22 protein-coding genes and 1 pseudogene are annotated in these 24,733 nt (G+C 68.5%); 15 read left to right on the top strand and 8 right to left on the bottom strand.

All coding sequences use genetic code 11. The features are described from left to right. Positions 1 to 48: 48 nt before the first annotated feature. Positions 49 to 858 carry an acetoacetate decarboxylase family protein gene (locus ABH936_RS12455; RefSeq protein ID WP_404603395.1) on the bottom strand — a complete coding sequence of 270 codons (810 nt, stop codon included), beginning with the start codon at positions 856 to 858 and terminating at the stop codon, positions 49 to 51. A 219-nt stretch (positions 859 to 1,077) separates the two neighbouring features. Between ABH936_RS12455 and ABH936_RS12450 the strand changes: the two genes are divergently transcribed. Continuing rightward, on the top strand, positions 1,078 to 2,445 hold the full coding sequence (locus tag ABH936_RS12450) for a glutamine synthetase family protein (protein WP_404603394.1): 1,368 nt from the start codon (positions 1,078 to 1,080) through the stop codon (positions 2,443 to 2,445). A gap of 65 nt (positions 2,446 to 2,510) precedes the next feature. Next, the gene (locus ABH936_RS12445; RefSeq protein ID WP_404603393.1) at positions 2,511 to 3,812 is read left to right on the top strand and encodes a cytochrome P450; all 1,302 of its coding nucleotides are present in this window, start codon (positions 2,511 to 2,513) and stop codon (positions 3,810 to 3,812) included. Between the two features lie 143 nt (positions 3,813 to 3,955). Here the strand turns inward: ABH936_RS12445 and ABH936_RS12440 are convergent, their stop codons facing one another. Continuing rightward, on the bottom strand, positions 3,956 to 4,447 hold the full coding sequence (locus tag ABH936_RS12440) for a hypothetical protein (protein WP_239304271.1): 492 nt from the start codon (positions 4,445 to 4,447) through the stop codon (positions 3,956 to 3,958). 230 nt (positions 4,448 to 4,677) lie between these two features. Here ABH936_RS12440 and ABH936_RS12435 point away from each other — a divergent pair, with 230 nt between their 5' ends. Next, positions 4,678 to 6,117 (top strand): hypothetical protein, encoded by a 1,440-nt coding sequence (locus ABH936_RS12435; protein ID WP_404603392.1) that lies wholly within the window; start codon positions 4,678 to 4,680, stop codon positions 6,115 to 6,117. A 192-nt stretch (positions 6,118 to 6,309) separates the two neighbouring features. On the opposite strand, the gene ABH936_RS12430 is transcribed toward ABH936_RS12435, so the two are convergent. Beyond that, positions 6,310 to 7,929 carry a pyridoxal phosphate-dependent decarboxylase family protein gene (locus ABH936_RS12430; protein ID WP_404603391.1) on the bottom strand — a complete coding sequence of 540 codons (1,620 nt, stop codon included), beginning with the start codon at positions 7,927 to 7,929 and terminating at the stop codon, positions 6,310 to 6,312. Between the two features lie 160 nt (positions 7,930 to 8,089). On the opposite strand from ABH936_RS12430, the gene ABH936_RS12425 reads away from it, so the two are divergent. Continuing rightward, on the top strand, positions 8,090 to 9,007 hold the full coding sequence (locus ABH936_RS12425) for a LysR family transcriptional regulator (RefSeq protein ID WP_404603390.1): 918 nt from the start codon (positions 8,090 to 8,092) through the stop codon (positions 9,005 to 9,007). A gap of 224 nt (positions 9,008 to 9,231) precedes the next feature. On the opposite strand, the gene ABH936_RS12420 is transcribed toward ABH936_RS12425, so the two are convergent. Further along, positions 9,232 to 9,942 carry a type 1 glutamine amidotransferase gene (locus tag ABH936_RS12420; protein ID WP_404603389.1) on the bottom strand — a complete coding sequence of 237 codons (711 nt, stop codon included), beginning with the start codon at positions 9,940 to 9,942 and terminating at the stop codon, positions 9,232 to 9,234. Between the two features lie 282 nt (positions 9,943 to 10,224). Between ABH936_RS12420 and ABH936_RS12415 the strand changes: the two genes are divergently transcribed. After that, the gene (locus ABH936_RS12415; protein WP_038566511.1) at positions 10,225 to 11,256 is read left to right on the top strand and encodes a PDR/VanB family oxidoreductase; all 1,032 of its coding nucleotides are present in this window, start codon (positions 10,225 to 10,227) and stop codon (positions 11,254 to 11,256) included. Positions 11,257 to 11,459: 203 nt separating this feature from the next. Further along, positions 11,460 to 12,848, top strand: a complete 1,389-nt coding sequence (locus tag ABH936_RS12410) for an NAD(P)/FAD-dependent oxidoreductase (RefSeq protein ID WP_144707997.1) — start codon at positions 11,460 to 11,462, stop codon at positions 12,846 to 12,848. Between the two features lie 310 nt (positions 12,849 to 13,158). On the opposite strand, the gene ABH936_RS12405 is transcribed toward ABH936_RS12410, so the two are convergent. Beyond that, positions 13,159 to 13,710, bottom strand: a complete 552-nt coding sequence (locus tag ABH936_RS12405; RefSeq protein ID WP_062256229.1) for a hypothetical protein — start codon at positions 13,708 to 13,710, stop codon at positions 13,159 to 13,161. A 460-nt stretch (positions 13,711 to 14,170) separates the two neighbouring features. Here ABH936_RS12405 and ABH936_RS12400 point away from each other — a divergent pair, with 460 nt between their 5' ends. Beyond that, a complete protein-coding gene (locus tag ABH936_RS12400; RefSeq protein WP_404603388.1) occupies positions 14,171 to 15,211 on the top strand; it encodes an FUSC family protein in 1,041 nt (346 codons plus the stop codon). A gap of 64 nt (positions 15,212 to 15,275) precedes the next feature. Here the strand turns inward: ABH936_RS12400 and ABH936_RS12395 are convergent, their stop codons facing one another. Further along, positions 15,276 to 15,479: a hypothetical protein gene (locus ABH936_RS12395; protein ID WP_006947152.1), complete on the bottom strand. Its 204-nt coding sequence runs from the start codon at positions 15,477 to 15,479 to the stop codon at positions 15,276 to 15,278. A 259-nt stretch (positions 15,480 to 15,738) separates the two neighbouring features. Here ABH936_RS12395 and ABH936_RS12390 point away from each other — a divergent pair, with 259 nt between their 5' ends. Then, positions 15,739 to 16,191, top strand: a complete 453-nt coding sequence (locus tag ABH936_RS12390; RefSeq protein WP_038566515.1) for a pyridoxamine 5'-phosphate oxidase family protein — start codon at positions 15,739 to 15,741, stop codon at positions 16,189 to 16,191. 62 nt (positions 16,192 to 16,253) lie between these two features. On the opposite strand, the gene ABH936_RS12385 is transcribed toward ABH936_RS12390, so the two are convergent. Both ABH936_RS12385 and ABH936_RS12380 read right to left on the bottom strand, forming a co-directional pair. Beyond that, complete coding sequence (locus ABH936_RS12385) at positions 16,254 to 16,685, bottom strand: hypothetical protein (protein WP_404603387.1); 432 nt, start codon at positions 16,683 to 16,685, stop codon at positions 16,254 to 16,256. A 173-nt stretch (positions 16,686 to 16,858) separates the two neighbouring features. Continuing rightward, positions 16,859 to 17,299: a DUF692 family multinuclear iron-containing protein gene (locus tag ABH936_RS12380; protein ID WP_404603386.1), complete on the bottom strand. Its 441-nt coding sequence runs from the start codon at positions 17,297 to 17,299 to the stop codon at positions 16,859 to 16,861. A 216-nt stretch (positions 17,300 to 17,515) separates the two neighbouring features. On the opposite strand from ABH936_RS12380, the gene ABH936_RS12375 reads away from it, so the two are divergent. The 7 genes and pseudogenes from ABH936_RS12375 (at position 17,516) to ABH936_RS12345 (ending at position 24,609) form a co-directional block, all read left to right on the top strand. Then, entirely contained in the window at positions 17,516 to 17,818 is a 303-nt protein-coding gene (locus ABH936_RS12375) for an urease subunit gamma (protein ID WP_074040951.1), read from the top strand. Positions 17,819 to 17,829: 11 nt separating this feature from the next. Beyond that, positions 17,830 to 18,150: pseudogene (gene ureB / locus ABH936_RS12370) on the top strand (urease subunit beta); the annotation flags it as partial. Between the two features lie 222 nt (positions 18,151 to 18,372). Then, entirely contained in the window at positions 18,373 to 20,067 is a 1,695-nt protein-coding gene (locus ABH936_RS12365; protein WP_239304359.1) for an urease subunit alpha, read from the top strand. A gap of 95 nt (positions 20,068 to 20,162) precedes the next feature. Then, complete coding sequence (locus tag ABH936_RS12360) at positions 20,163 to 20,927, top strand: urease accessory protein UreF (protein ID WP_404603385.1); 765 nt, start codon at positions 20,163 to 20,165, stop codon at positions 20,925 to 20,927. A gap of 82 nt (positions 20,928 to 21,009) precedes the next feature. Next, on the top strand, positions 21,010 to 21,774 hold the full coding sequence (ureG, locus tag ABH936_RS12355; RefSeq protein WP_404603419.1) for an urease accessory protein UreG: 765 nt from the start codon (positions 21,010 to 21,012) through the stop codon (positions 21,772 to 21,774). A gap of 159 nt (positions 21,775 to 21,933) precedes the next feature. Continuing rightward, positions 21,934 to 22,716 (top strand): urease accessory protein UreD, encoded by a 783-nt coding sequence (locus ABH936_RS12350; RefSeq protein ID WP_338812042.1) that lies wholly within the window; start codon positions 21,934 to 21,936, stop codon positions 22,714 to 22,716. A 234-nt stretch (positions 22,717 to 22,950) separates the two neighbouring features. Beyond that, a complete protein-coding gene (locus ABH936_RS12345; protein ID WP_404603384.1) occupies positions 22,951 to 24,609 on the top strand; it encodes a purine-cytosine permease family protein in 1,659 nt (552 codons plus the stop codon). The last annotated feature ends 124 nt before the right edge of the window (positions 24,610 to 24,733 follow it).

Genomic DNA, 24,733 nt, shown 5'->3' with positions numbered 1-24,733 from the left:
CACGAACTCATCTGCGACGCAGGCTGCCGCCCTTCGCGGCCGCCTGGCTCACACGAGACGTTCGAGCGTCTCTCCGCCGTTCCACACAACCCCGATCTGGCGGTAGTAGCCGCCGATGATCTCGTCGACCTCGAGCTTCGCGAGTTCCTCCGTCGGCGACTCGAACAGGCGCAGGTCGACGTCACCCTTCCACGCCTGGCCACCCTCGAACTCCGACGCGTCAGAGGAGATCAGCTCGCTGTAGGCGTCACCCGTAGCGCCGCGCGCGATGTCGGGGTAGATGCGGTGGTGGGCCATCGGGTGGCCGTTGACGAAGCCGTTCGTCTCGCTCGGCTCACGCAGCGTCAGCACGGCCTCAGCAAGACGGCGGTCGCCCGCCGCGAGCGTCGCGCCGAACATTCCGCCCTCCGCGATCTGCGGCGCGCCCTGGCTGAAGGGGTGCGGACGCGTCTGCCACATCGAGCCGAGCTTCTTCGGGTAGCCCTGGTGCAGGCCGCGGCCGATGGCGAAGTCCTTGTCGACCCAGATGTAGACGCAGCGGCTGAACGTGCGGCCCTCGTAGGAGCAGCGCACGACGACGAACGCCTCCTTGTACTGCGCGCGCACCGGGTCGAGCAGCTCCTCGCGCGACGAGCTGCACGACTGCCAGTCGGCCCAGATGAGCGCGACGGCGCCCGGGTCCTCATCCGCGAGCTCCAGCGGTTCGGGCAGCAGTTCGCGCACGCGCTCGGGGTTCGTGCGGTACTCGACGGTGAGCAGGTCGCCCGAGTAGTACCACGGCGGTGACGGGATGATGCCCGACGTGCCGCCGACGGTGCGCGGGTAGAAAAAACCCTTGAGTTCGGGGGATTCGCTCATGGCAGAGCCCTTTCGGTGTCGGCGCGTGTGCGCACGGCGAGGGCGTCGAAGTTCCTTCGCCGTAAATCGTTCGTATCCGTACGACACGCGCTAGGCTACCCGATCATTAGGGTTTGTGTGGCGTGAGTCACACGGTATGTTCGGACCCGAACGAAACGTGCGCACCCCGACCCGGCAACCGTCGAGGTTCGCTCACAACTGCGGGAGAGGCGACGAGGCATGACGAACTCAGGGAGCAAGTCGAGCGAGCCGGGGGCCGTGGCCGAGGCCATGGCGAAGTGTCGGGCGGAGGGCATCGACGTCATCCGCCTCGGCTACTCCGACATCATCGGCACCGACCGCAGCAAGGACCTGCTCGTCAACCGCTTCGAGCGGACGACGGGTCACGGGGTCGCGTTCTGCCGCAGCGTCTACGGCACGACGCCGATGGGCGACGTCGTCGACATCGAGGGTGGGCTCGCCGCCGGCCTGCCGGACATCGTCGCGCGCCCCGACATCGAGACGCTGACGCGCGTGCCGTGGGAGCCGGGCGTCGCGCACGTCATCGCCGACGTGTTCAACCCGGACGGCTCGCCGTCAGCCGAGAGCCCGCGCTACGTGCTCAAGAACGTCATCGAGAAGTTCTCCTCGATCGCCGGGACGCCGATCTGCGGGCCCGAGCTCGAGTTCTACGTGCTGCAGGAGGACGAGAACTCCGATTCCGGCTGGTCGCGCTACGGCGAGATGAGCGGCAACGTCTACGTCAGCGGCCTGCGTGGTGACCCGGAGAACGTGTTGCTGCAGACGCTGCGTCAGCTCGGCGAGTACGACATCGAGGTCGTCGCCGCGAACCACGAGTTCTCGAGCGGCCAGTTCGAGATCAACCTGTGGCACTCGGACGCGATGGACGCCTCCGACCGCGCGTTCCGCTTCAAGGCCGCCGTCAAGGAGATGGCGCGGGCGCGCGGCAAGCTCGCGACGTTCATGGCGAAGCCGTTCAACGACGAGGGTGGTTCCGGTTTCCACCTGCACTTCTCGACGCAGGACGCCGACGGCAACCACCTGTTCGACGACCCGAACGGCGAGCACGGCCTGTCGAAGGTCGCGCATCACGCGATCGGCGGCATCCTCAAGCATGCACCGGCGCTGACGGCGCTCGCGAACCCGACGATCAACTCGTACAAGCGGTTCGGGCCCGACACGCTCGCGCCGTGGCTCATCGACTGGGGTCTCGACAACCGCAGCGCGATGGTGCGCATCCCGCCTGAGCGCGGCTCCGCGTCGCGTCTCGAGCTGCGCCTCGGCGACGCGTCGGCCAACCCGTACCTGCTGACGGCGGCGACGCTGGCCGCTGCCTACCTCGGCATCCGTGACGAGGTCGACCCCGGCGAGCCGCTCGTCGGCTACGGCTACGACCCGGAACGTTCGCCGATGCTGCCGTCGTCGCTGTGCGCCGCACTCGACGCGCTCGAGGCGGACACCGAGATGCGTGAGGTGCTCGGCGAGCAGTTCGTCGCGACGTTCCTCGCCTACAAGCGCAACGAGATCGAGCGCTTCAACAGCTTCATCACCGACTGGGAGTTCCGCGAGTACACCTACCACCTGTGATCGCGCCCGCGACCAGGCGCTTCGCGCACCCTTCCCGATTTTCCTGCTGAACGAGGAGAGACGACATGACCATCATCGACCAGGGCGCAGCTCCCGAGGCCGACGCCGCGTTCGACGTCGCCGACGTCGACTTGTCCAACATCGACCGCTTCCGCGACAACGAGGGATGGGCGCAGTTCGACGCGCTGCGTCACGCCGACCCGGTGCACTGGACCCAGGAGAGCGACGGCAAGGGCTTCTGGGCCGTCACGAAGTACGACGACATCTGGGCCGTCGACAAGGATTCCGAGACGTTCACGTCGGAGCAGTTCGTCAACCTCGAGGACGTCGACGACGACCTCATGGATTTTCGCCGCTCCATCCTCGAGACGGACGGCGCCCGTCACGCCGCGTTGCGCAAGCTCATCCAGCGCGAGTTCTCGCCGCGCAACCTGCTGAAGAACTACGAGGCGTTCCTGCGCGAGCTGACGAAGAACACCGTCGACGAGACGAAGAAGGCGTCGCCGAACGGTGAGTTCGACTTCGTCGAGAAGATCTCCGCGGACTTCCCGATCCAGGTGCTCGCGCGTCTGCTCGACGTGCCGCGCGAGCACACGGGCCAGCTCATCCAGTGGGGCAACGAGATGGTCGCGAACACCGACCCCGACTACACCGAGCACCTGCTCGACTCGCCCGAGTCGGAGAAGTACCGTCACCTGCCGTTCCGTTCGCCGACGGTTCAGGACGTGTGGGACTACGGCCGCGACCTGCGCGACAAGCGCGTCGGTGGCGACGGCAAGGACCTCGTCTCGATCCTCGCGAACAAGATGCCCGAGGACGGGGTTCCGCTCACCGACCAGGACTTCAACAACTACTTCTCACTGCTCGTCATCGCCGGCAACGAGACGACGCGTCACGCGATCAGCCAGATCATGCTCGGCCTCATCGCGCAGCCCGATCAGTTCGAGGCGATGAAGGACGACCCGTCGCTCATCGAGTCGGGCCTCGAGGAGCTGCTGCGCTGGGCGTCGCCCGTCTACCACTTCCGTCGGACGGCGACGAAGGACGTCGAGCTCGGAGGCAAGCAGATCAAGGCCGGCGACAAGGTCGTCATGTGGTTCGCTTCCGGCAACCGCGACGAGGACGTCTTCCCCGAGCCGTACAAGATCGACGTGACGCGCAAGAACGTCGATCACATGACGTTCGGCAAGGGCTCACCGCACCTGTGCCTCGGCAACAACCTCGCGCGCCTCGAGATTCGTCTGCTGCTCGAGGAGCTGCTGCCGCGCATCGACTCGATCGAGCTCGCCGGTGACGTCAAGCGCGTGCGCTCGAACTTCGTCAACGGGGTGAAGAAGCTCCCGGTTCGTGTTCAGTGGGCCAACTGACGCGGCGAATGACGCACGGTGGCGGGTAACTCACGGGTTGGCGCGGAACTTCGCGCCTACCCGTGAGTTACCCGCCTTGCTGCGTGGGCAGCGGCGAACGCGATGTCGACGTGGTCGGTCGGTTCGCGCGGCCACCCGAAGCGTCAGTCCTCGACGATGACGAGCAGGCCCTTGTCGGCGATGACGGCGTCGAGGCTGACGCCTGTGAGGTCGCCGACCGCCTTCTTGAGCGTCTTCTCGGGGTCACCGTCAATGACGGACGTCGGCTCTCCCTCGACGGGCTCGCCGTCCTCAGCGGTGATCTGCGTGTCGTCGAGCGACAGCATGCGGCTCGACTCGCCGGCGTCGATGATGAGCAGCCACGTCTTCGACCCGCCTGCGAAGACGGCGGTGACGGCTTCGTCGGCGATGTCCGGGATGAGGTCGGGCTGCAGCATCAGCTCGTAGCCGACGAGGACGACGGCGTCACGCTCGTCGTTCGTACGCGCCGTGAAGGCGCCGACGTAACCGGCCGGCAGGGCGTTCGAGATGGCTTCCTCACCCGTGACGTAGTCGGTCGTCGCGTCGAGGATGCCGCTGGGAAGCTCGTCGATCGTCATGCCGGGAAGGACGGCGAACGCCGTGTTCATAGCCATGCCCCCAGCCTACGGGGCGTGCGATAGAACGACATGACCCGGCGCGGGGTGATTCACCCTCCGCCCGAATCTTCGACCCGCTCGCATACGGCGTCTTGCCGTGGTGCCGGCACGCAGCGCGGGTGTCCTGCGCCGGGGTGCCATCGCGGGGTGCGCTGCGCGGCCTCAGGCCATGGCGCCGCGTGAGGAAATCGGTCGAACGGTGGCCACGAACCGCCCTACGATCGGGTATGGACGCCAGCCCGGACCCTCTGCAGCGCCTGAGCAAGCACCTCGCAGCGCGCCGGCGTGACGACATCGAGGGGCGCCCGGCCATCATCCTCGCCCCCGTCCTGGCAAGCGCGACCCGTCACGTCGAGCAGGCCCGCGAGAACGGTGCCGCGCGCATCCTCGTGATCACGTGGGGCGACGGCACCGGCCCGCTGCCCGAGCCAGATTCGATCACGGTTCACCGCTCGGCGATGAGCCCGGTGCATGACGTGGTCGATGAGGTACGCGCCTGGCAGCACCTTCTGCGGGAGTCGGACGACGGGGTGGGCGCGGTGCTCGACGCGTTCGACCCCGAGGCGAGGGCTGTCGTCATCGTCGCGCTCGCTCTCGGCGCTGATTCGTTCTACGAGCGACGCACCTACGGCGCGCGCAGCGAGACGCAGGAGCGGTTGGAAGACAAGACGCTCAGCCGCGAGCTGTGGGAGGCGGCAGGCGTCCCGCATGCGCCCGAAGAGGTCGTCCCAGCACGCCTCGACGAGGTGCGAGGGGCCGCCGCGCGTCTCGATCGCGGTGTCGGAACGGTCTGGTCGGCTGACGCGAGCGAGGGTCTCAACGGTGGCGCGGTGCTGGTGCGGCACGTCACGGACGACGGCGCGGCCGCATACGAAGCGCTCGCGCCCCATGCCGAGCGGCTGCGTCTCATGCCCTACCTCGAAGGTGTGCCCTGCTCCATCCACGGTCAGGTCGCTGACGACGGCGTCGCCGTCCTCCGGCCGGTGGAACTCGTGATGCTGCAGCCCCACGGCAGCGATCGCTTTCGTCAGGCGGGCATCTCTTCGTGGTGGGATCCGGCGCCGGCTGATCGCGATCAGATGCGCGCCACCGCCCGCGCTGTCGGCGAAGTGCTCGCGCGGCGCCATCACTACCGCGGCTCCTTCGGCATCGACGGCATCCTCACCGCTGAGGGTTTCATCCCCCATGAGCTCAATCCGCGTCACAGCGGCGGCATCTCAACGCTCGGCAAGGGCCTCGAGCGGTTCTCGTTGCTCGACACGCACCAGCACTTGCTCATCCACGGCACGCTGCCTCTGGCGATGACGCAGTTCGAAGACCTCGTTGTCGAGGCGTGCGACGCGGCGCGAATCGGCTCTGCCTACCTGGCGACGGAGGCCGTGCAGGCCGCAAAGACGACCACCGTTCATGTCTGCGGTCACCCGGGGCCCGACGCGCTCGTCACCGATGACGTGCGTGGCGCGCTCCAGGTCGTCGACGACGAGGCCGGGGCGACGGGGCAGCTCGAGATCGGGCCGGCGTCGATGGGTGCGCTCGTGCGTTTCACTCCCCTCGCCATCGAGCCGGGTGAACGACTGGCACCCTGGGCGCTCGCGGCCTATGAACTGGCTGACCGCCTGTGGGGCACCGGATATGGCGACCTCGTCGCTCAACCGCAGGTGCGCTGACAGAAAGGCACTGTTCGTCCCGGCGGCGCGTACCTCGGAGCGCACGGTCTCGAGGCGTCGGCCCGGGTGTTCGCGGCGGCTATCCAGGACGCAGGTGAGTCACGAAGTGCAGGGTGAGTCGCTTCCACATGACTCACCGTGCACTTCGTGACTCACCTGGCCGTACGCGCGTGTGACGGGCCCGGCGATGCGTCAGATGCCCGGCTCGGCGACCTCTTCGTCGGGCAGGGGAGCGTCGCGTTCGGCCGTGGCGGCCTGTCGGGCGAGGGCCTCGGCAGCGGCGTGGATCTGGTCGATTACGGGTTCGGTCTCGGGCTTCATCGTCACGCTGCGCAGAATGCGCGCGCCGACGAGGGGTTCGCCCTCCTGCGCCGACCCGGCGCTTCGCTCATCGATGACGTGCCCGCGCGCGGCCATGTCGTCGGCGTCCACCTGATACGTCGCGACGAACAGCGACTCGTCGCGCGGGGCATTCATGCCGGCGGTGAGGATCGCGCCGGAGCGACGGTCGATGTCGGTGAGCGAGTCGCCGATCGGGAAGTAGCTGACGATGTCGAGGTCCGGCTCCTGGTACAGCTCGAACACGTCGGACGCGCGCAACTTCTCGGCCCACGCAAGCGCAGCGCGACGCCCCGGCGCGACGACCTCACCCATGCGCTCACGCGTCAACGGCAGCAGCTGCAGCGTCATCCACAACGCGGCCGCCGACGTACCGGAGCGCGAGCACTCGAGCGAGATCTCGCCCATGTGGATGTCCTCGCCCGTCGTGAAGTACGTGTACGGCGAGGTGTGGTCGTAGAAGTTCGCGACGTTCGGATCCCTGAAGATCACCGCGCCGCAGCCGTACGGCTGAAGGCCGTGCTTGTGCGGGTCGATGACGACGGAGTCGGCCTCGTCGATCGCGCGGAACGCCGCCGCCACCTCGGGCGCGAGCAGCGAGTCGTCGTCGGCGAGGAGGCGGAAGAACCCGCCGTACGCGGCGTCGACGTGGACGCGGACGCCATACTTGCGGCACAGCGGAATCGCCTTGTCGATCGGATCGACGGCCCCCAAGCCCGTCGTCCCGGCCGTCATGACGACGGTGCCGATGCCGCCGCCCTTGAGGAACCACTCGAGCGCGTCAAGATCCATGCGTCCGCGGCTGTCGGTCGGGATCGACACCGACGGCACGTTGAGCAGGTGGCTCATGCGCCCATGCGTGTAGTGCGCGTCAGCGCTGTGCGCGATCGCCTTGCGCGGATGCGTCTCCCGCGCCACGAACAGCGCCTCCAGGTTCGCGACGGTGCCCGAGGTCGTCAGGTGGCCGAGGTGGCAGAGTCGGTTCCCGTCACCACATTCCTCTGGCTCGTCTCGGCTGCTCGCTCCGGGCCTCGCGTCGCTCGTGTCCTCACTCGCAGTTCGACGAGCGGTGCACCCGAACATGCGCGCAATCTCATCGACCGCCTCGACCTCCATGCGCGTCGTCGCGGCGCCGGCGTCGAGGTCGTGGTTGTTGGGGTTGATGAGCATCGTCGTGAGATACCCGACGACGGCCGCCGGGTGCGGCGGCTTCAACATCTGGCCGACGTAGCGAGGGTGGAAGAACGGGTAGTTGACGCTCAGACGCGACGTCAGTTCGTCGAATGCCGCCTTGAACTGCGCGTGCTCGACGCTCTGCGCCGGATGCGGGGTGGAAGGGCCGTACTCGTTCATCCACTCCGTGATGAATCGCGTTGCCTCGCCGAGGTATTCGGTCAGCTGCGGCATCGCGTCGGCCGACAGCCCGGGCACGCCCGCAGCAGCTGTGGCGCCGTCAGGCGGGGTGATCGTCATGGTCGTCTCCGATGCTCGCGCGTGATGTCAGGCAGTGGTGCCCTGCACATTCTGTGACGTGGGCCACGTGAAATAGACGAGATGGGGCTAGGCTCCTCGATACCTGTTATCACTCTCTGCCATGCCTTCTGGGCATGGCCTCATCGGAAGGTCGCCCGTTGTGGAGCTGCGAGTCCTGCGCTACTTCGTCGCGGTCGCCGACGCCGGATCGGTGACGGCGGGGTCGGCGGCGTCGCACGTCAGCCAGCCTGCGGTTTCGCGGCAGTTGCGGGCGCTCGAGCGCGAGCTGGGGGTCGAGTTGCTCGTCCGTACCGAGGGTGGGGTGCGGCTGACAGCGGCCGGGGCCGAACTGCTCGTGCTGGCCCGCGGCCTGCTCGAACGGGAGGCGACGCTCAAGCGCACCGCGGCGTTTCTCGCGTCCGGGAGGCTCACGTCGTTGACGATCGCCGCGCCGAGCACGACGCTCAGCGACGTCATCGCACCGTTCCTCGCGGCGGGCCCGGCGCGGGGTGCGTTGGCGCCGGAGGTCAACGTCGTCAGCCGTTCGACGAGTGAGGTCTTCGCGGCGCTCGGGGAGGGCGCGGACATCGTCGTCGCACCAGCCGTTCCGCCGCCGGAGGTGGCGTCGATGCTGATCGCCGAGTTGCCGGTGCGCGCGTACGTCGGCGCCCGGGGCGTGCTCGATGGTGAGGGCGCCGAGCGTGACCGCTCGGTGAATCTCGAGGCGCTCGCACGCGTCGACCCGCTCGTCATGCTGCCGGGCCGACACCCCGTCAGCCAGGTGTTGACGCGCGCGTTCGCCGAGGCGGGCCTCGCGCCACAGCACGTGCAGGAGGTCGACTCGCCGGAAGCCGCCCAGGCGCTCGCGGCCTCGGGGCGGGGCGTCGCAGTGCTGACGAACGACACCCGGTTCGGGCTCATCCCGCGCCGCGTGCGTGACGCCGACGGCTCGGTGCTGACGATGCCGCTGCACGCCGCGTGGACGCCGACGCATCACGCCGTCGACGAGATCGCCGCCCTCGCCGCCGAGCTGCGTGACTTCTGTGCGCGGCTCTACCGCGACGACCTCACGTCCTGAAAGGCGCGTCCGCCTGATCGGGCGTGAACATCGCCCGAGAACGCGTCGACCGTGATGCGGATCCGGGCAACGTTGACGCCCGCGTCAGTCGAGGCTGTCGAAATGCTCCGCGCTCCAGCCGACAAGGGGGTCGAGGTCGTCTCTTACGTCGGTCTCTTCGAGAACTCGGGCGTCAGCCGGCGCCATGTGGCGCCGAACCTCGCGTTCGAATAGGTCAGCGCTCATCAGCTCGCGGCGACCTGCTCCAGGAACCCGTCGACGAGGACGCCGGCGCGGCGGCGGCCTTCGTCATCCCATTCCTTCGCGGCAGCGATCTCGGCGTCGGCGTCGCGCCCGAGGGAGGCGAGCATCTCGCGCCCGCCGTTGTCGCACCACCCCGTCAGCATCTGGCTTGAGAGCTCGGGGTGGAACTGTACGGCGAGGTTCTTGCGCAGCACGAAACCCTGCGACGCCATGTCGTTGCGCGCGAACTCGACGGCGTCCGGCGGCACCTGCCAGCGGTCGTAGTGCCAGGCGAACCACTTGCCACCGGGCACCATGTCCTCGCGTTCGCTGCTCACCTCGACGAACCCGATCTCCGGTTCGGGCGCGCGCCCGACCGAGCCGCCGTGCGTGCGCGCCAGAAGCTGCCCGCCGAAGCAGATGCCGAGGACGGGGACGCCCGCGGTGTCCGCGTCGCGCAGCAGCTGCATCTCGGGCGCCAACCATGAGCCGATCATCTCGTCGTCCCACGCCGACCAGTACGAGCCCATGACGACGAGCGCGTCGAACTCGCGCACGTCGGGAAACTCGACGTCGACGCCCGGGTTCTCGAAATCCTTCTCCGGCACGACCTGGAAGAGCGTCTCCTCGTAACCGCACTCGCGAAAGCGATCCGCGACGGCGCCGGGGGGCGAACAGTGGTCGTGCTGGACGATGAGGACACGCTTGGTCATGATGAACTCCTGGCGACGGCCCGCGCGACGATCGAGGCGTCAGGCGGGGGCGATGGGGCGGCGTACTCCCACGCTAGGCCAGATCGTTCGCTCCCGAAAGACTTTGCGGCGATGGAATGTTGCCTGGGTCACGCACCCGTCACGAACATGCGTAGACTGACAACTCGTTCGCACCCGAACAACATCGCGTCCTGCCTCGCTCCCCTGCGTGCAGATGCACCCGGGTGCACGTGCACGCAAGGGGGGCGAGACGGCGCGCTGTGCCCAGTGAAGGAGACAGGCATGGTTTCGGAATCGACTCAGCCCGAGGCGAAGACGCTTCTCGTCGTCGACGGGATCGACGACGCCGCCGACGGCGTCCGCCTCCTGACGCTGCGCGCCGCCGACGGCGCAGACCTGCCCGAGTGGGCCCCCGGAGCGCACCTCGACCTCGTCCTCGGCGGCGTGAGCGACGCCGAGTTGAAGGACGCCGAGCAGGGTGACCTGCCCGAGCACGACCCGTTCGACGAACTCATCCGTCAGTACTCGCTGTGCGGCGACCCGGCCGACCGCAGCCGCTTCCAGGTCGCCGTCCTGCGCGAGAGCGAATCGCGAGGCGGTTCCTCCTACATCCACGAAACGCTGAAGGTCGGCGACGAACTCGTCAGCTACGGCCCACGCAACCACTTCGAACTGCGCAAGGCGCCGACGTACGTCTTCGTCGCGGGCGGCATCGGCATCACCCCGATCCTGACGATGGTGCGCGCCGCGCAGGCGCAGGGCAAGAACTGGCACCTGTACTACCTCGGGCGCAGCGGGGCGACGATGGCCTTCCGCGACGAACTCGCCTCCTTCGGCGACAGGGTGACGTTTTGGCCCAAGGCCGACAAGGGTGCCTTCGACCTCGCCGCCACCCTCGACGACGCCGACGCCGCGGGCCCCGCGCTCGTCTACTCGTGCGGGCCGGAGCGTCTGCTCGCGGCGATCGAGGACGGGTGCAAGAGCCGCGCCAACCTCGTCGCGCACGTCGAACGCTTCAGCCCCAAGGAGATCGACGACTCGGGCAACACCGAGTTCGACGTCATCCTCGAAGAATCCGACATGCGCCTCACCGTGCCCGCCGACAGGTCGATCTTCGAGGTCGTGCGCGAGGCCGGTGTCAGCGTCCTCGGCTCCTGCCTCGAAGGCATCTGCGGCACGTGCGAGACGGGCGTCATCGCCGGCGAGATCGACCACCGCGACTCCGTGCTCGAGGACGACGAGCGTGAGGAGGGCGACATCATGATGATCTGCGTGAGCCGCTGCAAGGGCAAGGAACTGACGCTCGAGCTCTGACGCTCGATTGTCGATGCTCAGGACCTGACGCGCGGGCCCCTCTTTCTGCGTACAAGTGCACCTGGGTGCACTTGTACGCAGAAGGAGGAGGGGCTCTGGAAAGTCGCGCGGCTCACAGACCCCCGCTGCGCCTTACTGTCCGGTAACATCAGTCGTTTGGTCAGCGTTTCGCCGAACGTACTCGGCGGTTCTAGAGTTGTTGCATGGCTTTCACGCAGAACACCAACGTGCGTCCGCGCATCCTCGTCGTAGGCGGCGGGTACCTGGGTTTCATCACCACCAAGAAGCTGCTCGCCTCCCTCAAGGACGGCGAAGGTTCGGTGACGGTCGTCGACCCGAACCCCTACATGACGTACCAGCCCTTCCTGCCGGAGGTCGCCGCCGGTTCGATCGAGGCGCGTCACGCGCTCGTGCCGCTGCGCCGTCACCTCAAGGGTGCGGAGATCATCACCGGCAAGGTGACGTCGATCGACCACGCGAACCGCACGGTCAACGTCGACCCCGAGCTCGGTGACGACTTCACGCTCGAGTACGACCACATCGTCATGGCCGCCGGCTCCGTGCCGCGCGCGCTGCCGATCCCCGGCCTCGCCGAGGAGGGCATCGGTTTCAAGACGATCGAGGAAGCCGTCACGCTGCGTGACCACGTCCTCGCGCGCCTCGACGAGGCTGCCGTCCTCACCGATCCCGAGGAGCGCAAGCGTGCGCTGACGTTCGTCTTCGTCGGCGGCGGGTTCGCCGGCATCGAGGCGATCGCCGAGATCCAGGACATGGTGAAGGACGCCATCAAGCACTACACGCGCCTGTCGCCCGAAGACCCGCGCTTCGTGCTCGTCGAGGCCATGAGCCGCGTCATGCCGGAGGTCAGCGAGGAGCAGGCGAAGTGGGTCGTCGCCTCCCTGCGCGAGCGCGGCGTCGACGTCTACCTCGACACGCAGCTCAAGAGCTGCGAGAACAAGCACATCGTGTTGTCGACTGGCGAGGAGTTCGACGCCGATACGATCGTGTGGAACGCGGGCGTCAAGGCCAATCCCGTCCTCGTCGACTCCGACCTGCCGATCGATGACCGCGGCCGTCTCATGGTCGGCACCGACCTGCGTGTGCGTGATGACGAGGGCAACGTCGTCGAGGGCGCCTGGGGTGCCGGCGACAACGCCGCCGTCCCCGACGTCACGGGCATGGGCCCCGGCGGGTTCTGCGTGCCGAACGCCCAGCACGCGCTGCGTCACGCGCCCGTCCTCGCCGCGAACATCCTGACGACGATTCGCGGCGGCGGCGAGATGAAGCAGTACAAGCACAAGACGATCGGCTCCGTCGCCGGGCTCGGCGTCGGCAAGGGCGTCGCCCAGGTCGGCAAGTACGGCCTGCGCGGCCTGCCGGCGTGGATGATGCACCGCGGCTACCACGCGTACGCGATGCCGACACTCGAGCGCAAGGCACGCATCCTCGGCAACTGGGCCGTCGGCATGATGTTCGGCCGCGACGCCAGCGCCCTCATGGACCTCGAGACGCCGCGCCACGCGTTCGTCGACGCCGCCAACTCGAAGCCGGCGCCGAAGAAGGAGCCGAAGCACGTCGAGGCCGCCAAGTGAGCTGACGCCCGACGTCGCCGTCAGCGCGCGTGGTTCTGCGGTTCTGCCCGCGGAGCACGCGCGCTGTCGTGTGTGATGGGTGGCGCCCCGCCAGCTGGGTGAGGCTGACGGGCGGGCCCGGCCGCGACGGCCGTGTCTGAGTGGCCTGACGTGGCGGTCTGAGTGGCCTGACGTGCAGGGCGCCGGGGCGATGGGTTCCGGCGTCACGGGCGTCGAGAACGACGAAGGCGCCGCACCCTCGCTGGGGTGCGGCGCCTTCGTCATGGGCGGCGCGATCCGGTCGGTGACGCAGACCGTCGTCGCGGTGAGATCAGTTGCGGTAGTGGCGCCCGTCGGTGGCGCGCTCGTCGACGACACCGTCGACACGGTTGCCGATGACGTCGCCCTCGCCCGCGCGACGACCCTCGGCTGCGCGGTCGGTGCCGACACGCTCCGTGCTGATGTGCTCGGTGGTGCGGTGGTCCTCGGGGTAGCGCTCGACGTCGCGCTGCGCGACGCGCTGGCGGGCCTCGGCGGTCTCGCGCAGATCGTGCTCCTTGTCGCGCTCGGCGGCGAGGCGCTCACGCTCGCGCTCGGCCTCGAGGCGCTGCTTCTCGCTGAGCTGGTGCTCCTTCTTGAGCTCCTTCGTCTCCTTGTGCTGGCGGTACTTGCGCTTCGTGCCGGCGGCGATCAGGCGCGTCGCGGCCCACACGAGCAGTAGCGTCAGGGCGCCGAGGAGGAACACGGTGAGCGGCGTGAGGTTGGCGTCGATGCCGAAACCGTGGAAGTGGACGTCGTTGTTGTTCTCTCCGTTGAGCCCGAAGAGGACCCACAGGACGAGGGCTGCTGCGGCGATGAGCAGCAGGACGGCGAGAGCGAACATGGCAACTCCTTGTGCAGATCTGGCCGATCCGGGCGAGCGTCGCTCCGGATGGTGGGGGCGACGGCGCCGCCCAGCTTGCTGCTCACAGTAGGCGGTTGACGCAGACGGGTACAGCCCCCGCGGGGTGAGGGGGCGTAAGAATAGACCTCGAACGCCCCGTCATGGCTGGAGAGTGTCATGAGGTTGCTCGGGCGCTGCGTGAACCATCTCACACGATGGTCGAGTCTGAGAGCGGCGTGGGCTCGAGGGGTGATGACCAACCGCGGTGTCGGGGTCGTGACCCCAGCGTCGCGCGGTGGAAGGGGGCTGGAGGCGGTCGCTCGTCGCCCCGACGAGCCGTGTCGTCGTCATGAGGAGTGATGGGGTGGCAGGAGCTCTGCCTGGGTGGTGACGAGTTGTGGCTGTGGCGTCCAAACGCGGCGCATCCGGCTGCTGCGGGCACGGCTTCTAGGATGGCGTGGTGACGACGCCTGCCCATCCCAGTTTTCTCCAGGAGTTCTTCCGCTTCGGCCCGCACGCGGGTGCTCACCGGGTGGCGGCGCGGGCCGGCGTTTCGGTCTTCGTCCCGCTCACTCTGCTGACGGTGACCGGGCACCTCGACTGGTCGGCGTTCGCGGCCTTCGGGGCATTCACGTCCCTCTACGGACGCGCCGCGCCGCATGCGGAACGCACGGCGTTGCAGATGACGATCGCCGGCGTCCTCGTCATGGCGGTGACGCTCGGATGCGCCGTCGGGCTACTGCCGCATCACCAGTGGTGGCTCATCGCCGCCGGTGCGCTCGTCGCCGCGGCGGCGTCGTTGTTGTCGGACGCCTTCCGCTGGCACCCGCCGGGGCCGTTGTTCGTCGTGTTCGCGTTCACCGTCTGCGCGACGCTGCCCGCGGCGGCGTCGAACGTCGCCGTCGGCTTTTTCGTCTCCGCGGCGTCGGCTGCGTTCTCGGTGCTCATCGGACGTGTCGGCCTGTTGCGCGAGACGGGGGAACGTCGTTGGATTCCGTTGCCGCGGGCCAGGATCCGTGAGGCGTGGCAGGCTGAGGGGACGCGCGTGCACCTCGCCCGGTTCGTCATCGCGGTGGGCGCGGCGGGCGTCGTCGGCAAGCTGATCGGGACGCAGTACGGCGGCTCGCATCCCTATTGGGCGATGGTTGCCGCCGTCGCGGGATTGTCCGGCGCGACGCACCGGGCGCGCATGATCCGCGGTGGTCAACGGTTCGTCGGCACGCTGTTCGGCGTGCTCGCGGCGGCCGCCATCCTGCCGTGGCACCCCCAGGGTTTCGCGGCGGTGCTCGTCATCGCGGCGCTGCAGGTGGGCGCCGAACTGCTCGTGGGCCGCAACTACGCGCTCGCGCTGCTGTGCATCACGCCGCTCGCGCTGATGATGGGGCAGATCGTGCACGAGGTGCCCGTCGGGCCGCTACTCGTCGACCGCGCGGTCGAGACGCTCATCGGCTGCGGCGTCGCCCTCGTCGTCCTGCTGGTCGTGCGCGACCCCGCGCACTGACGGTGCCTGGGGCGGGCGGAGCCGAATGTGGACGAAGATCGCAGATGGGTGAGGTGCATCGCCGTCAGAAGGGGCGATAGGGCGGTTTGGGGCGTTTCGCCGGCTTCGACAGTTCTCGGGCGTTGTCGGGGATGCGGACGTGGCTGATGTCGCCGAAGTAGCGTTCGCGCTGCTGCCGTTCGATGCGGGTGTTGATGATGAGCAGGAACGCGACGATCGCGACCATGAGCACACCCGAGACGATCATGAGCAACACTGCGGCCAGCATGTGCTTTCCTCCCTCGTCCCGTCGCTCCTCACAGGGTAGTCGCGCCGGCCCTGACGCGGCGAGGCATGCGCCCCTCCCGTCGAGAAGCGGTCGTTGCTGAAGACAGTGAGGAGCGGACGTGGCTCGTCGAAGTGCGGGAACGGGGCGAGCGGGCAGGGACGAAGGGCCCGGACGCGTCTTGCCCCATCGGCGGCTTCGACACGGCAAGCTGGTGATGTCGAGAACGGCACGAGGACACGCCCGCCCGAAGGAGACCACCATGCCCGACTTCCAGGCCGACCACGACGTCATCAACGCCCTCGCCGAGGACGAGTGCTGGGCGTTCCTGGCGCAGCACGCGTTCGGGCGACTGGCATACACGCTCGTCGGTGAGGCGCAGATCGTCCCGATCAACTACGTCAGCGACGCGGGAGCGATCTTCTTCCGCACGGCCGAGGGCAGCAAACTGCTCGGGGTGACGATGAACTCCGACGTCGCGTTCGAGGTCGACGACCTCAACGGCAGTGGACGGTTCGGCGACGGCGAGGCGTCGAGCGTCATCGTCCGAGGACACGCTGAGGTGCTCGAGGGCGCCGAAAAGGCTCGTGCGGAACAGTTGCCGCTGCGCCCCTGGGTGCCGACGGAAAAACACACGATCGTCCGCATCACCATGACCGAGATCACCGGCCGACGTTTCCAGCTCTCCAAGCCCTGGCGCCACATGCAACCCTGACCCCACTGCGATTTCCGTCCACGTCCAGCGGGCGCCGACCGCGAACGGTTCTGTGTCGGTGTCTACCGTTCAGACGGGCGTCCGAGCGTCGTCACGCGACGGCCGCGGCGCACGAGCATGCCGCCGGGAAACCGTTCGACGGCGACGCGGGACGTGCGCCGCACCGGCGCTGTCGGCATGCCGGACGTGTCGGTCGGAAACGTCCAGAACAGGCGTGCCTCGGCGAGTTCGAGGTTGGCGGCGAGGGGGAGGTCGCCGCGTCGGCGCAACCATTGCGCGAACGCGTGACCGTCAGCGCGCGAGCCACGCGTCGGACGCTCGCGAGCGAACTCGGCGAACAACGGGTGCAATCGCGGGCCGAGTGACGCGATGAGGATCGGCCACACGAACTGCAGCTCGTCCGCTCGCTTGCGCAGGAGCGCTCGCCGCGCGACGTCGAGATGACGAGCGTCGAAGCCGGCCGGGACGGACGCCAACCCCGTCAACGCTGCCACGATCTGCGCCTGGCGTGCGGCGAGATCAGCGTGTTCATCCGACGCAGAATCCATGGGGGACGCGGCCTCCGTCCCGCCGTCGAACTCGTGGGGGCGGCCCCCCTCGTCGGCGGATACGGGCGCGGACGTCGAACTGTCGCTGTGCCCGCCCCTCGACGATGCGCGGCGGATCGTCATTGCGGGGCCGTGACGCGCGGCATGCCGGCGGCGTCGGCGATGGCGTCGAGCTCCGTGAGCAACTCCTCGGCAGGCGGGTAGTCGCCGTCGCGTTCGAGCATCGCGGCCGGGAATGTCGTGCGTCTCGAGAGCTCCGAGATGAGGTGCAGCACTTCGGGGTTCACCGCGGCCGCATGCGTGTCGTGGTAGATCCCGTCGTTCTCGACCCCACCCGCGACGTGCATGTACGCGAGCCGTTCGAGGGGCATCGCGAGGGGCGTCTCGAGCGGATTGCCCCCGTGATTGCGGGCGTTGGCGTAGACGTTCGCGATGTCGAGCAGCAGCAGCGCGTGGGCGGCGAGGACGTCCGCGATCTCGGGGCGCCATCCGATGCCGACGCCCGCAGGCATCGACGTGGCCGGTGCGGGCTGTGCTGCGGCCGACATCGTGATGCTCATGTCTCGCATGATGCCGCACCGACAGGTGTGGCGTGACGTCATCTGCTCGACTCTTGTGCATCTGCTCGAGGTATATGACGCACATTCCTCGGGCAGATGAGTATTTCTCGCGCAGCTGCGGCTCCGGCCCGCCGTACTCGCGACGATTCGTGGTCACCTCTCCTCCGCCAGGACCGGCGAAACACCCGCGAAACATCGCCTCGCTAACCTCCTGCCATGCATCTGACGCCCGCCGACACCGAGAAGCTGCTCTTGTCCGTCGCGGGAATGGTGGCGCGTGATCGACTCGAGCGCGGCGTGCTGCTCAATCACCCCGAGTCCGTCGCGCTGCTGTCGACGTGGGTCATCGAACGTGCCCGCGAGGGTCGCAGTGTCGAAGAGTTGATGAGCGCCGGGCGTGAGGTGTTGACGCGTGAGCAGGTGATGCCGGGCGTCGCCGAGATGATCCCCGACATCCAGGTCGAGGCCACCTTTCCCGATGGTCGCAAGCTCGTCACCCTCCATCACCCGATCGCCTGAAGGAACGAGCCATGTCAGCGAACTCAGGCCGTCACGCTCACGACGACGCAACCGATGGCGCAGCCGACGGTATCGAGCACGACGCAGCCCCCGAGGCTCCGAGCGCTCCGGGTGCTATTCGCGTCGTCCCGGGGCACATCTCGCTCAATGCCGATCGTTCAGTGAACGAACGACTACGCATCGTCGTCGAGAACACGGGCGACCGGCCGATCCAGATCGGCTCGCACCTGCACCTGCCCGACGCCAACGCGGCGCTCGCGTTCGACCGCGAGCTGACGCAGGGCTACCGCCTCGACATCCCGAGCGGCACGTCGGTGCGCTTCGAACCGGGCGTCAGCCGCGAGGTGACGCTCGTCGCGTTGCGGGGCGAGCGGCGTGTGCCGGGGCTGCAGATCCGCGACACGGCCGCGTCTTTCGGAGACACTTCGCAGGCTGACGCAGGTGGGGCCGGCGAGTCACACGACGACATCGGGCCCGGTGTTACGGCCCCGCACGGAACGACGTCCCACCCCGAGGTGCCGGCCGTCCGCCCACGGCCGTCCGAACCGACGACCATCACACGTGACGCGTACGTCGCGCTCTACGGTCCGACGACGGGTGACCAGATTCGTCTCGGTGACACCGACCTGTGGATCGAGGTCGAGCACGACCACACCGTCGGCGGCGAGGAAGCCGTCTTCGGTGGGGGCAAGTCGATCCGCGAGTCGATGGCGCAGGGCCTCACGACCCGAGCGGGCGGGGCGCTCGACACCGTCATCACGAACGTCGTCGTCCTCGACCACTGGGGTGTGGTGCGCGCCGACGTCGGCATCCGTGACGGGCGCATCGTCGCGCTGGGCCGCTCCGGCAACCCCGATGTCGCGGACGGCGTGCACCCGGATCTCCACATCGGCCCGGGCACCGACGTCATCGCAGGGGAGGGCAAGATCCTCACCGCCGGTGGCATCGACATGCATGTGCACTTCCTGTCGACGTCGCAGGTGCACGAAGCGCTCGCGACCGGTCTGACGACGCTCGGTGGCGGTGGTACCGGCCCGTCCGAGGGGTCGAAGGCGACGACGGTAACACCCGGTTCCTGGCACCTCGGGCGCGTCCTGCGCGGCTTGGATTACCTGCCCGTCAACCTGCTGCTCATGGGCAAGGGCAACACCGTGAGCGCCGGGGGCCTCGCCGAGCAGGCGCTCGCGGGCGCGGCAGCGTACAAGGTGCACGAGGACTGGGGCGCGACGCCCGCCGCCATCGACGCTGCCCTGCGCGCGGCCGACGAGCACGGGCTGCAGGTGGCGCTGCACAGTGACTCGCTCAACGAAGCCGGTTACGTCGACTCGACGCTGCGCGCCATCGGCGGGCGCAGCATCCACGCCTTCCACACCGAGGGCGCTGGGGGCGGGCACGCGCCCGACATCATGTCGATCGCATCGCACCCCAATGTCCTGCCCGGTTCGACGAACCCGACGCTGCCGCACACCGTCAACACGGTCGCCGAGCACCTCGACATGCTCATCGTGTGTCATCACCTCAACCCGGCGGTGGCGGAAGATCTCGCGTTCGCCGAATCGCGCATCCGGGCGACGACGATCGCCGCCGAGGATCTGCTCCACGACATCGGCGCGTTGTCGATGACGAGCTCCGATGCTCAGGCGATGGGTCGCATCGGTGAGGTCATCACGCGCACCTGGCAGGTCGCGCACGTCATGAAGTCACGCTATGGCTCGCTCGGCGAGACGCTGCCGGCCGACAACGAACGTGCCCGTCGGTACGTCGCGAAGTACACGATCAACCCGGCGGTCGCGCACGGCATCGACCATCTCGTCGGGTCGATCGAGCCCGGCAAGCTGGCCGACCTCGTGCTGTGGGAGCCCAAGTTCTTCGGCGTGCGGCCGTCCGTCGTCCTCAAGTCGGGCGCCATCGTGTGGGCTGCCCTCGGTGACCCGAACGCGTCGATCCCGACGCCACAGCCCGTGCTGATGCGCCCGGCGCTCGTGGCGGACGACGCTGCGTCGCTCGCGGTGTCATTCGTGTCGCCGGCGGCTGCAGAGAATGGTCTGCGGGAGTCGCTCGGGTTGCGGCGGAAGGTGGAAGCCGTGCGGCCGACACGCGAGGTGACGAAGGCCGACATGATCAACAACTCCGCGACACCGCGCATCGACATCGACCCCGAGACGTTCGCCATCGCCGTCGACGGTGAGCTCGTCACCCCGCAGCCGGCGACAGAACTGCCGCTCGCGCAGCGGTATTCGCTCTTCTGATCGCCATGTCCTGCTGCGGCTCAGCTCCCACGTCCGACTTTCTGCGTGCAAGTGCACCCGGGTGCAGCTGCACGCAGGGGCGGGGCGGTGGCGTCATGAGGCACAGCACGACGACGGACGGTGCGGGGATGGCGAGCCTGCTGCTCGCTGATTCGAGGCTGCCTGTTGGCGGCTACACCGCCTCAGGTGGTCTCGAACCGGCGTTGCTCGGGGGATTGCCGGTGCAAGAGGTACCCGCCTTCATCGCGATGCGCCTCGCGACGGTGGCACGCGTCGAGGCGGGAACGGCCGTCGTCGCGTCCGCCGCCGTCCGTCATCTGCGTGCAAGTGCACCCGGGTGCACTTGCACGCAAGGCGGGGATGCCACCACGCCCGAGCCCGTGTCCATGTCCGAGCCCGCGTCCGAGGACGTCGCGTGGGCCTGGGCAGCCCGCAACCCCGTCGCGGCGGTGCGCGATTCATCGATCGCCCAGGGGCGGGCGATGTTGCGCCTCGTGCACCGGCTGCGTCCTGACGGCCCCGCAGCACAGTGGCTCGAGGGGTTGCCCCGCCCGCTCACCGTCCGCGCCGTCGTCCTCGGCGCTTTCGCCGGCGAGCTGGGCCTCGACGGTGCGTCCGTCGCCCGCGTCGTCGGATATGACGACGTCCAGAGTGTCACCGCCGCCGCGTTGAAGCTCGAACCGCTCGACCCTGTGGATGCCGTGGCCTGGACGCTCGATTCGGCGTCCCATCTCGACGACCTCGTCGCGGCCTGCGCCGACCTGGTCGCGCCGTACGACATCCCAGCCCATTCCGCACCCCAGCTCGAGGCGTGGCATGCCGCTCACGCCGCCACCGAGAGGAAGTTGTTCCGTGTCTGAGATCGCCATGACCTCGCGCCCCGGCAGTGAAGCCACCGCCACGTCCGGCATCGATACGCCCGCCGCCGCCGGACAGGGCGCGATGACGTCCCAGAAGATCACGGTCGGCGTCGATTCGCGCCGTGACGCGGCATCGAATCCATCGCGCCCCATGCGGCTCGGGGTGGCCGGTCCGGTCGGTACGGGCAAGAGTTCGCTCATCGGCATGCTGTGCCGCGAACTCGGCGAGGAGATCTCGCTCGGTGTCATCACGAACGACATCTACACCGACGAAGACGCCCAGATGCTCAGGGCCGCAGGCGTTCTCGACGTCGATCGCATTCGCGCCGTCGAGACCGGGGCATGCCCGCACACCGCGATCCGTGATGACGTCAGCGCCAACCTCGTCGCCGTCGAGGATCTCGCAGCCGACCATCCTGACGTCGAGCTCGTCCTCGTCGAATCGGGCGGCGACAACCTGACGGCGACGTTCTCGCCGGCCCTCGCCGACGCGCAGATCTTCGTCCTCGACGTCGCCGGCGGCGGTGACGTCGTCCGCAAGGGCGGGCCGGGCATCGCACGCGCCGACCTGCTCGTCGTCAACAAGACAGACCTTGCGCCGCATGTCGGGGTCGACGCCGCGCTCATGGAGCAGCAGGGCCGTGAGGCTCGTGACGGACGCCCCGTCATCGCGCTGTCGCGCACCGATGCGGCCTCCGTCGAGCGATTGACGGCCTGGGTGCGCGAGGTACTCGCGGCCTACCAAGGCGGCGGGCACGTCGCGCAGGATCCGGGTCCGATGGCGCCGCACTTCCACGCCGACAGCGAGGGTGAGCACACGCATGACGGCGTCACGCACACGCACTGAGCGACGCGAGCCGTGTGCGGCCTGGGGGCCGAAACACCACATGGCGGAGTTTCCGGCCTCACGTCAGATGGTGAGGACTGAAACCCCGCCTGGCCGGGTTTCAGTCCTCGCGGAGCAGGAGGCGCGGGCGTGGGCTCCCCGGCCGGCCGGTGGTGAGCGATGAAGCTCCACGTCGAACGAGGCGCCGCGGGTTCAGCCGTTCGGGTCCGTACCCGCTCGAGCCTGCTTGCGCCGCGCATCCTGCGGGTGACGCCGACGTCCGCGCGCGTCGCCCTCGTCGCGACGACGGCTCTGCTGCTCGCGGGTGACGAGGCCGAACTCGACATCGTCGTCGGTGACGGTGTCGCACTCGAGATCGTCGAGGTCGCGGCGACGGTCGCCTACGCCGGGCGTGGGGGAGCGTGTTCCTGGTCGGCGAATCTGAGCGTGGCGGAGGGGGCGTCGCTTCGCTGGCCCGGGGAGCCGTTCGTCGTCGCCACCGACGCCCGCGCCGCCCGGACGACTCGTGCGGACATCGCCGACGGTGGGTCGCTCATGCTGCGCGACACCCTCGTCCTCGGCCGCCACGGCGAGGCGGGCGGCGAACTCGTCGCTCGCACGGACATCTCTCATGCGGGGCGCCCGGCGCTCGTCGAGGAGCTTCGTCTCGCAGCCGACGACGACGCGCCCGGCATCCGCGGCGGGCGCCGCGTCGTCGATCAGGTGACGACGCTCGGCGCGGCCGCCATCCTGCAGCGGGCGCCGGGGGCGGTGACGCTGGCAGACTCCGCGAAGCCGGCAGCCGCCGCGCCGGAGTCAACGCGCCCGGGCGCGACGATGCTGGGCTCGGCGCCGGTGGGTCATGACCTCCCGGTAGGCGTCACACGCCTCGACCTCTTCGCGCCTGGACGCATCGAACGCTGGCTGGGTGACGACGTCCACCTCAGCCCCTTACGGAGCTGACGGCGGGTCGCCGACGCGTCCGGCCCGCCGACGCCTCGTCCAGTCGCGATGTTGCCCGCTTTTCGCGGCGCGGGTGACCGAAAACGCGGGCAACATCGGGGTAGGGGGCTTAACTCTCGTGAAACATCGTCACGCATCCGTCGAAACATCGGCTGCCTAGATTCCTGCGTACCGAATGGTGATACCGCCACCTCGGTTGTCGAAGCGCAGGACGAGGGCAGAGGGGCGCACAGCATGGCGACGTCGCAACTGGAACCACAGGTCGACGAGCGGGCCACCGCGTCCGCCGTCGGGACCGCGAAGGCGAAGAGCGAGACGCTGGAGGACTACACGCTGCGGTTCGCGCCGCGCAGTTATCGGCGCTGGGCCCCGGGCATCGTCGCGACGTCGGCGCTCGGTGGGATCGCCTACCTCGCCGACTTCTCGATCGGCGCCAACATCGGCATCCAGCACGGCACGACGAACGCGATTCTCGGCATCCTCGTCGCGGCCGCCATCATCTTCGTGACGGGTGTGCCCCTCGCCTACTACGCGGCGCGCTACAACCTCGATCTCGACCTCATCACGCGCGGCAAGGGCTTCGGCTACTACGGCTCGGTGCTGACGAACGTCATCTTCGCGAGCTTCACCTTCATCTTCTTCGCGCTCGAGGGCTCGATCATGGCGCAGGGGCTCAAGCTGGGGCTCGGGGTGCCGCTGTGGGCGGGTTACCTCGTCAGCAGTCTCATGGTCATACCGCTCGTCGTGTATGGAATGAAGGCGCTGAGCAAGTTGCAGGTGTGGACGACGCCGCTGTGGTTGCTGCTCATGGGTGTTCCGCTCGTCTATCTCGTTCAGGCGCACCCCGGCTCGGTCGGCACCTTCCTCGACTACAAGGGCGCCCATGGTGGTGGCGTCAGCTTCAGCGCCGTCATGCTCGCCGCAGGTGTCTGCCTCTCGCTCATCGCGCAGATAGCCGAGCAGATCGACTACCTGCGCTTCATGCCCGCGAAGACCCCGGAGAACTCGCGACGCTGGTGGACGGCCGTCATCGTCGCCGGCCCCGGCTGGGTCTTCTTCGGTGCACTCAAGCAGATGATCGGGCTGTTCCTCGCCGTCTACCTCATCGCCAACGTCGCGGGCGGTGCGTCGATCGCCAACGAGCCCGTGCACCAGTTCCTTTCGGCGTACGAGCAGATGATGCCCCACTGGCTCGCGATGACGCTCGCCGTCGTGCTCGTCGTCATCAGCCAGATCAAGATCAACGTGACGAACGCGTACTCCGGCTCGCTCGCGTGGACGAACTCGTTCACCCGCGTGACGAAGCACTACCCCGGCCGCATGGTGTTCGTGTTGTTCAACGTGACGATCGCCCTCGTCATGATGGAGGCGAACATGTTCGACTTCCTCAACGACATCCTGGGCTTCTACGCAAACCTTGCCATCGCGTGGATCGTGACCGTCGCGAGCGACATCATCGTCAACACCTATCTGTTGAAGCTCTCGCCGAAGACACCCGAATTCCGCCGGGGCATGCTGTACGCGATCAACCCGGTCGGGTTCGTCTCCGTCATCGTCGCGGGGGGCCTGTCGATCGTGGCCTTCTTCGGCGGCCTCGGCAGTGGGTTGCAGCCGTACTCGCCGATCATCGCCGTCGTGCTCTCCGTCGTTCTGCCGCCCGTCATCGCCGTCGCGACGAAGGGTCGCTACTACCTGCGCCGCAACACCGACGGGCTGGCGCACGAGATGTTCGACGAGCACGGCAACCCGTCGGCGGCCGAGATCGACTGCGAGGCCTGCGGCGACGTGTTCGAACGCCCCGACATGCTGGCTTCCGCGACGGGTGACGGTGCTGTCTGCTCGCTGTGCGTCGCGACCGACCGCGACGGTAAGCACGTACTGCCGGCACGGTGACGTGACTTCCGTCGGATGGCTGACGGGAAGCTCCCTGCGTGAGTCAGCGTCGACGTGAGGAGCTGCGAAGGCTGTCGCGCACCCGCTGCCGTTGCATGAGAAATGCGCATCTGCCCGAGGAATA

This window comes from Dermacoccus sp. GAS27A (genome assembly GCF_044909235.1).
GTDB lineage: Bacteria > Actinomycetota > Actinomycetes > Actinomycetales > Dermatophilaceae > Dermacoccus > Dermacoccus nishinomiyaensis.
The sequence above is the reverse complement of the archived record's forward strand: the minus strand, read 5'-3'. Positions and strand labels throughout refer to the sequence as shown.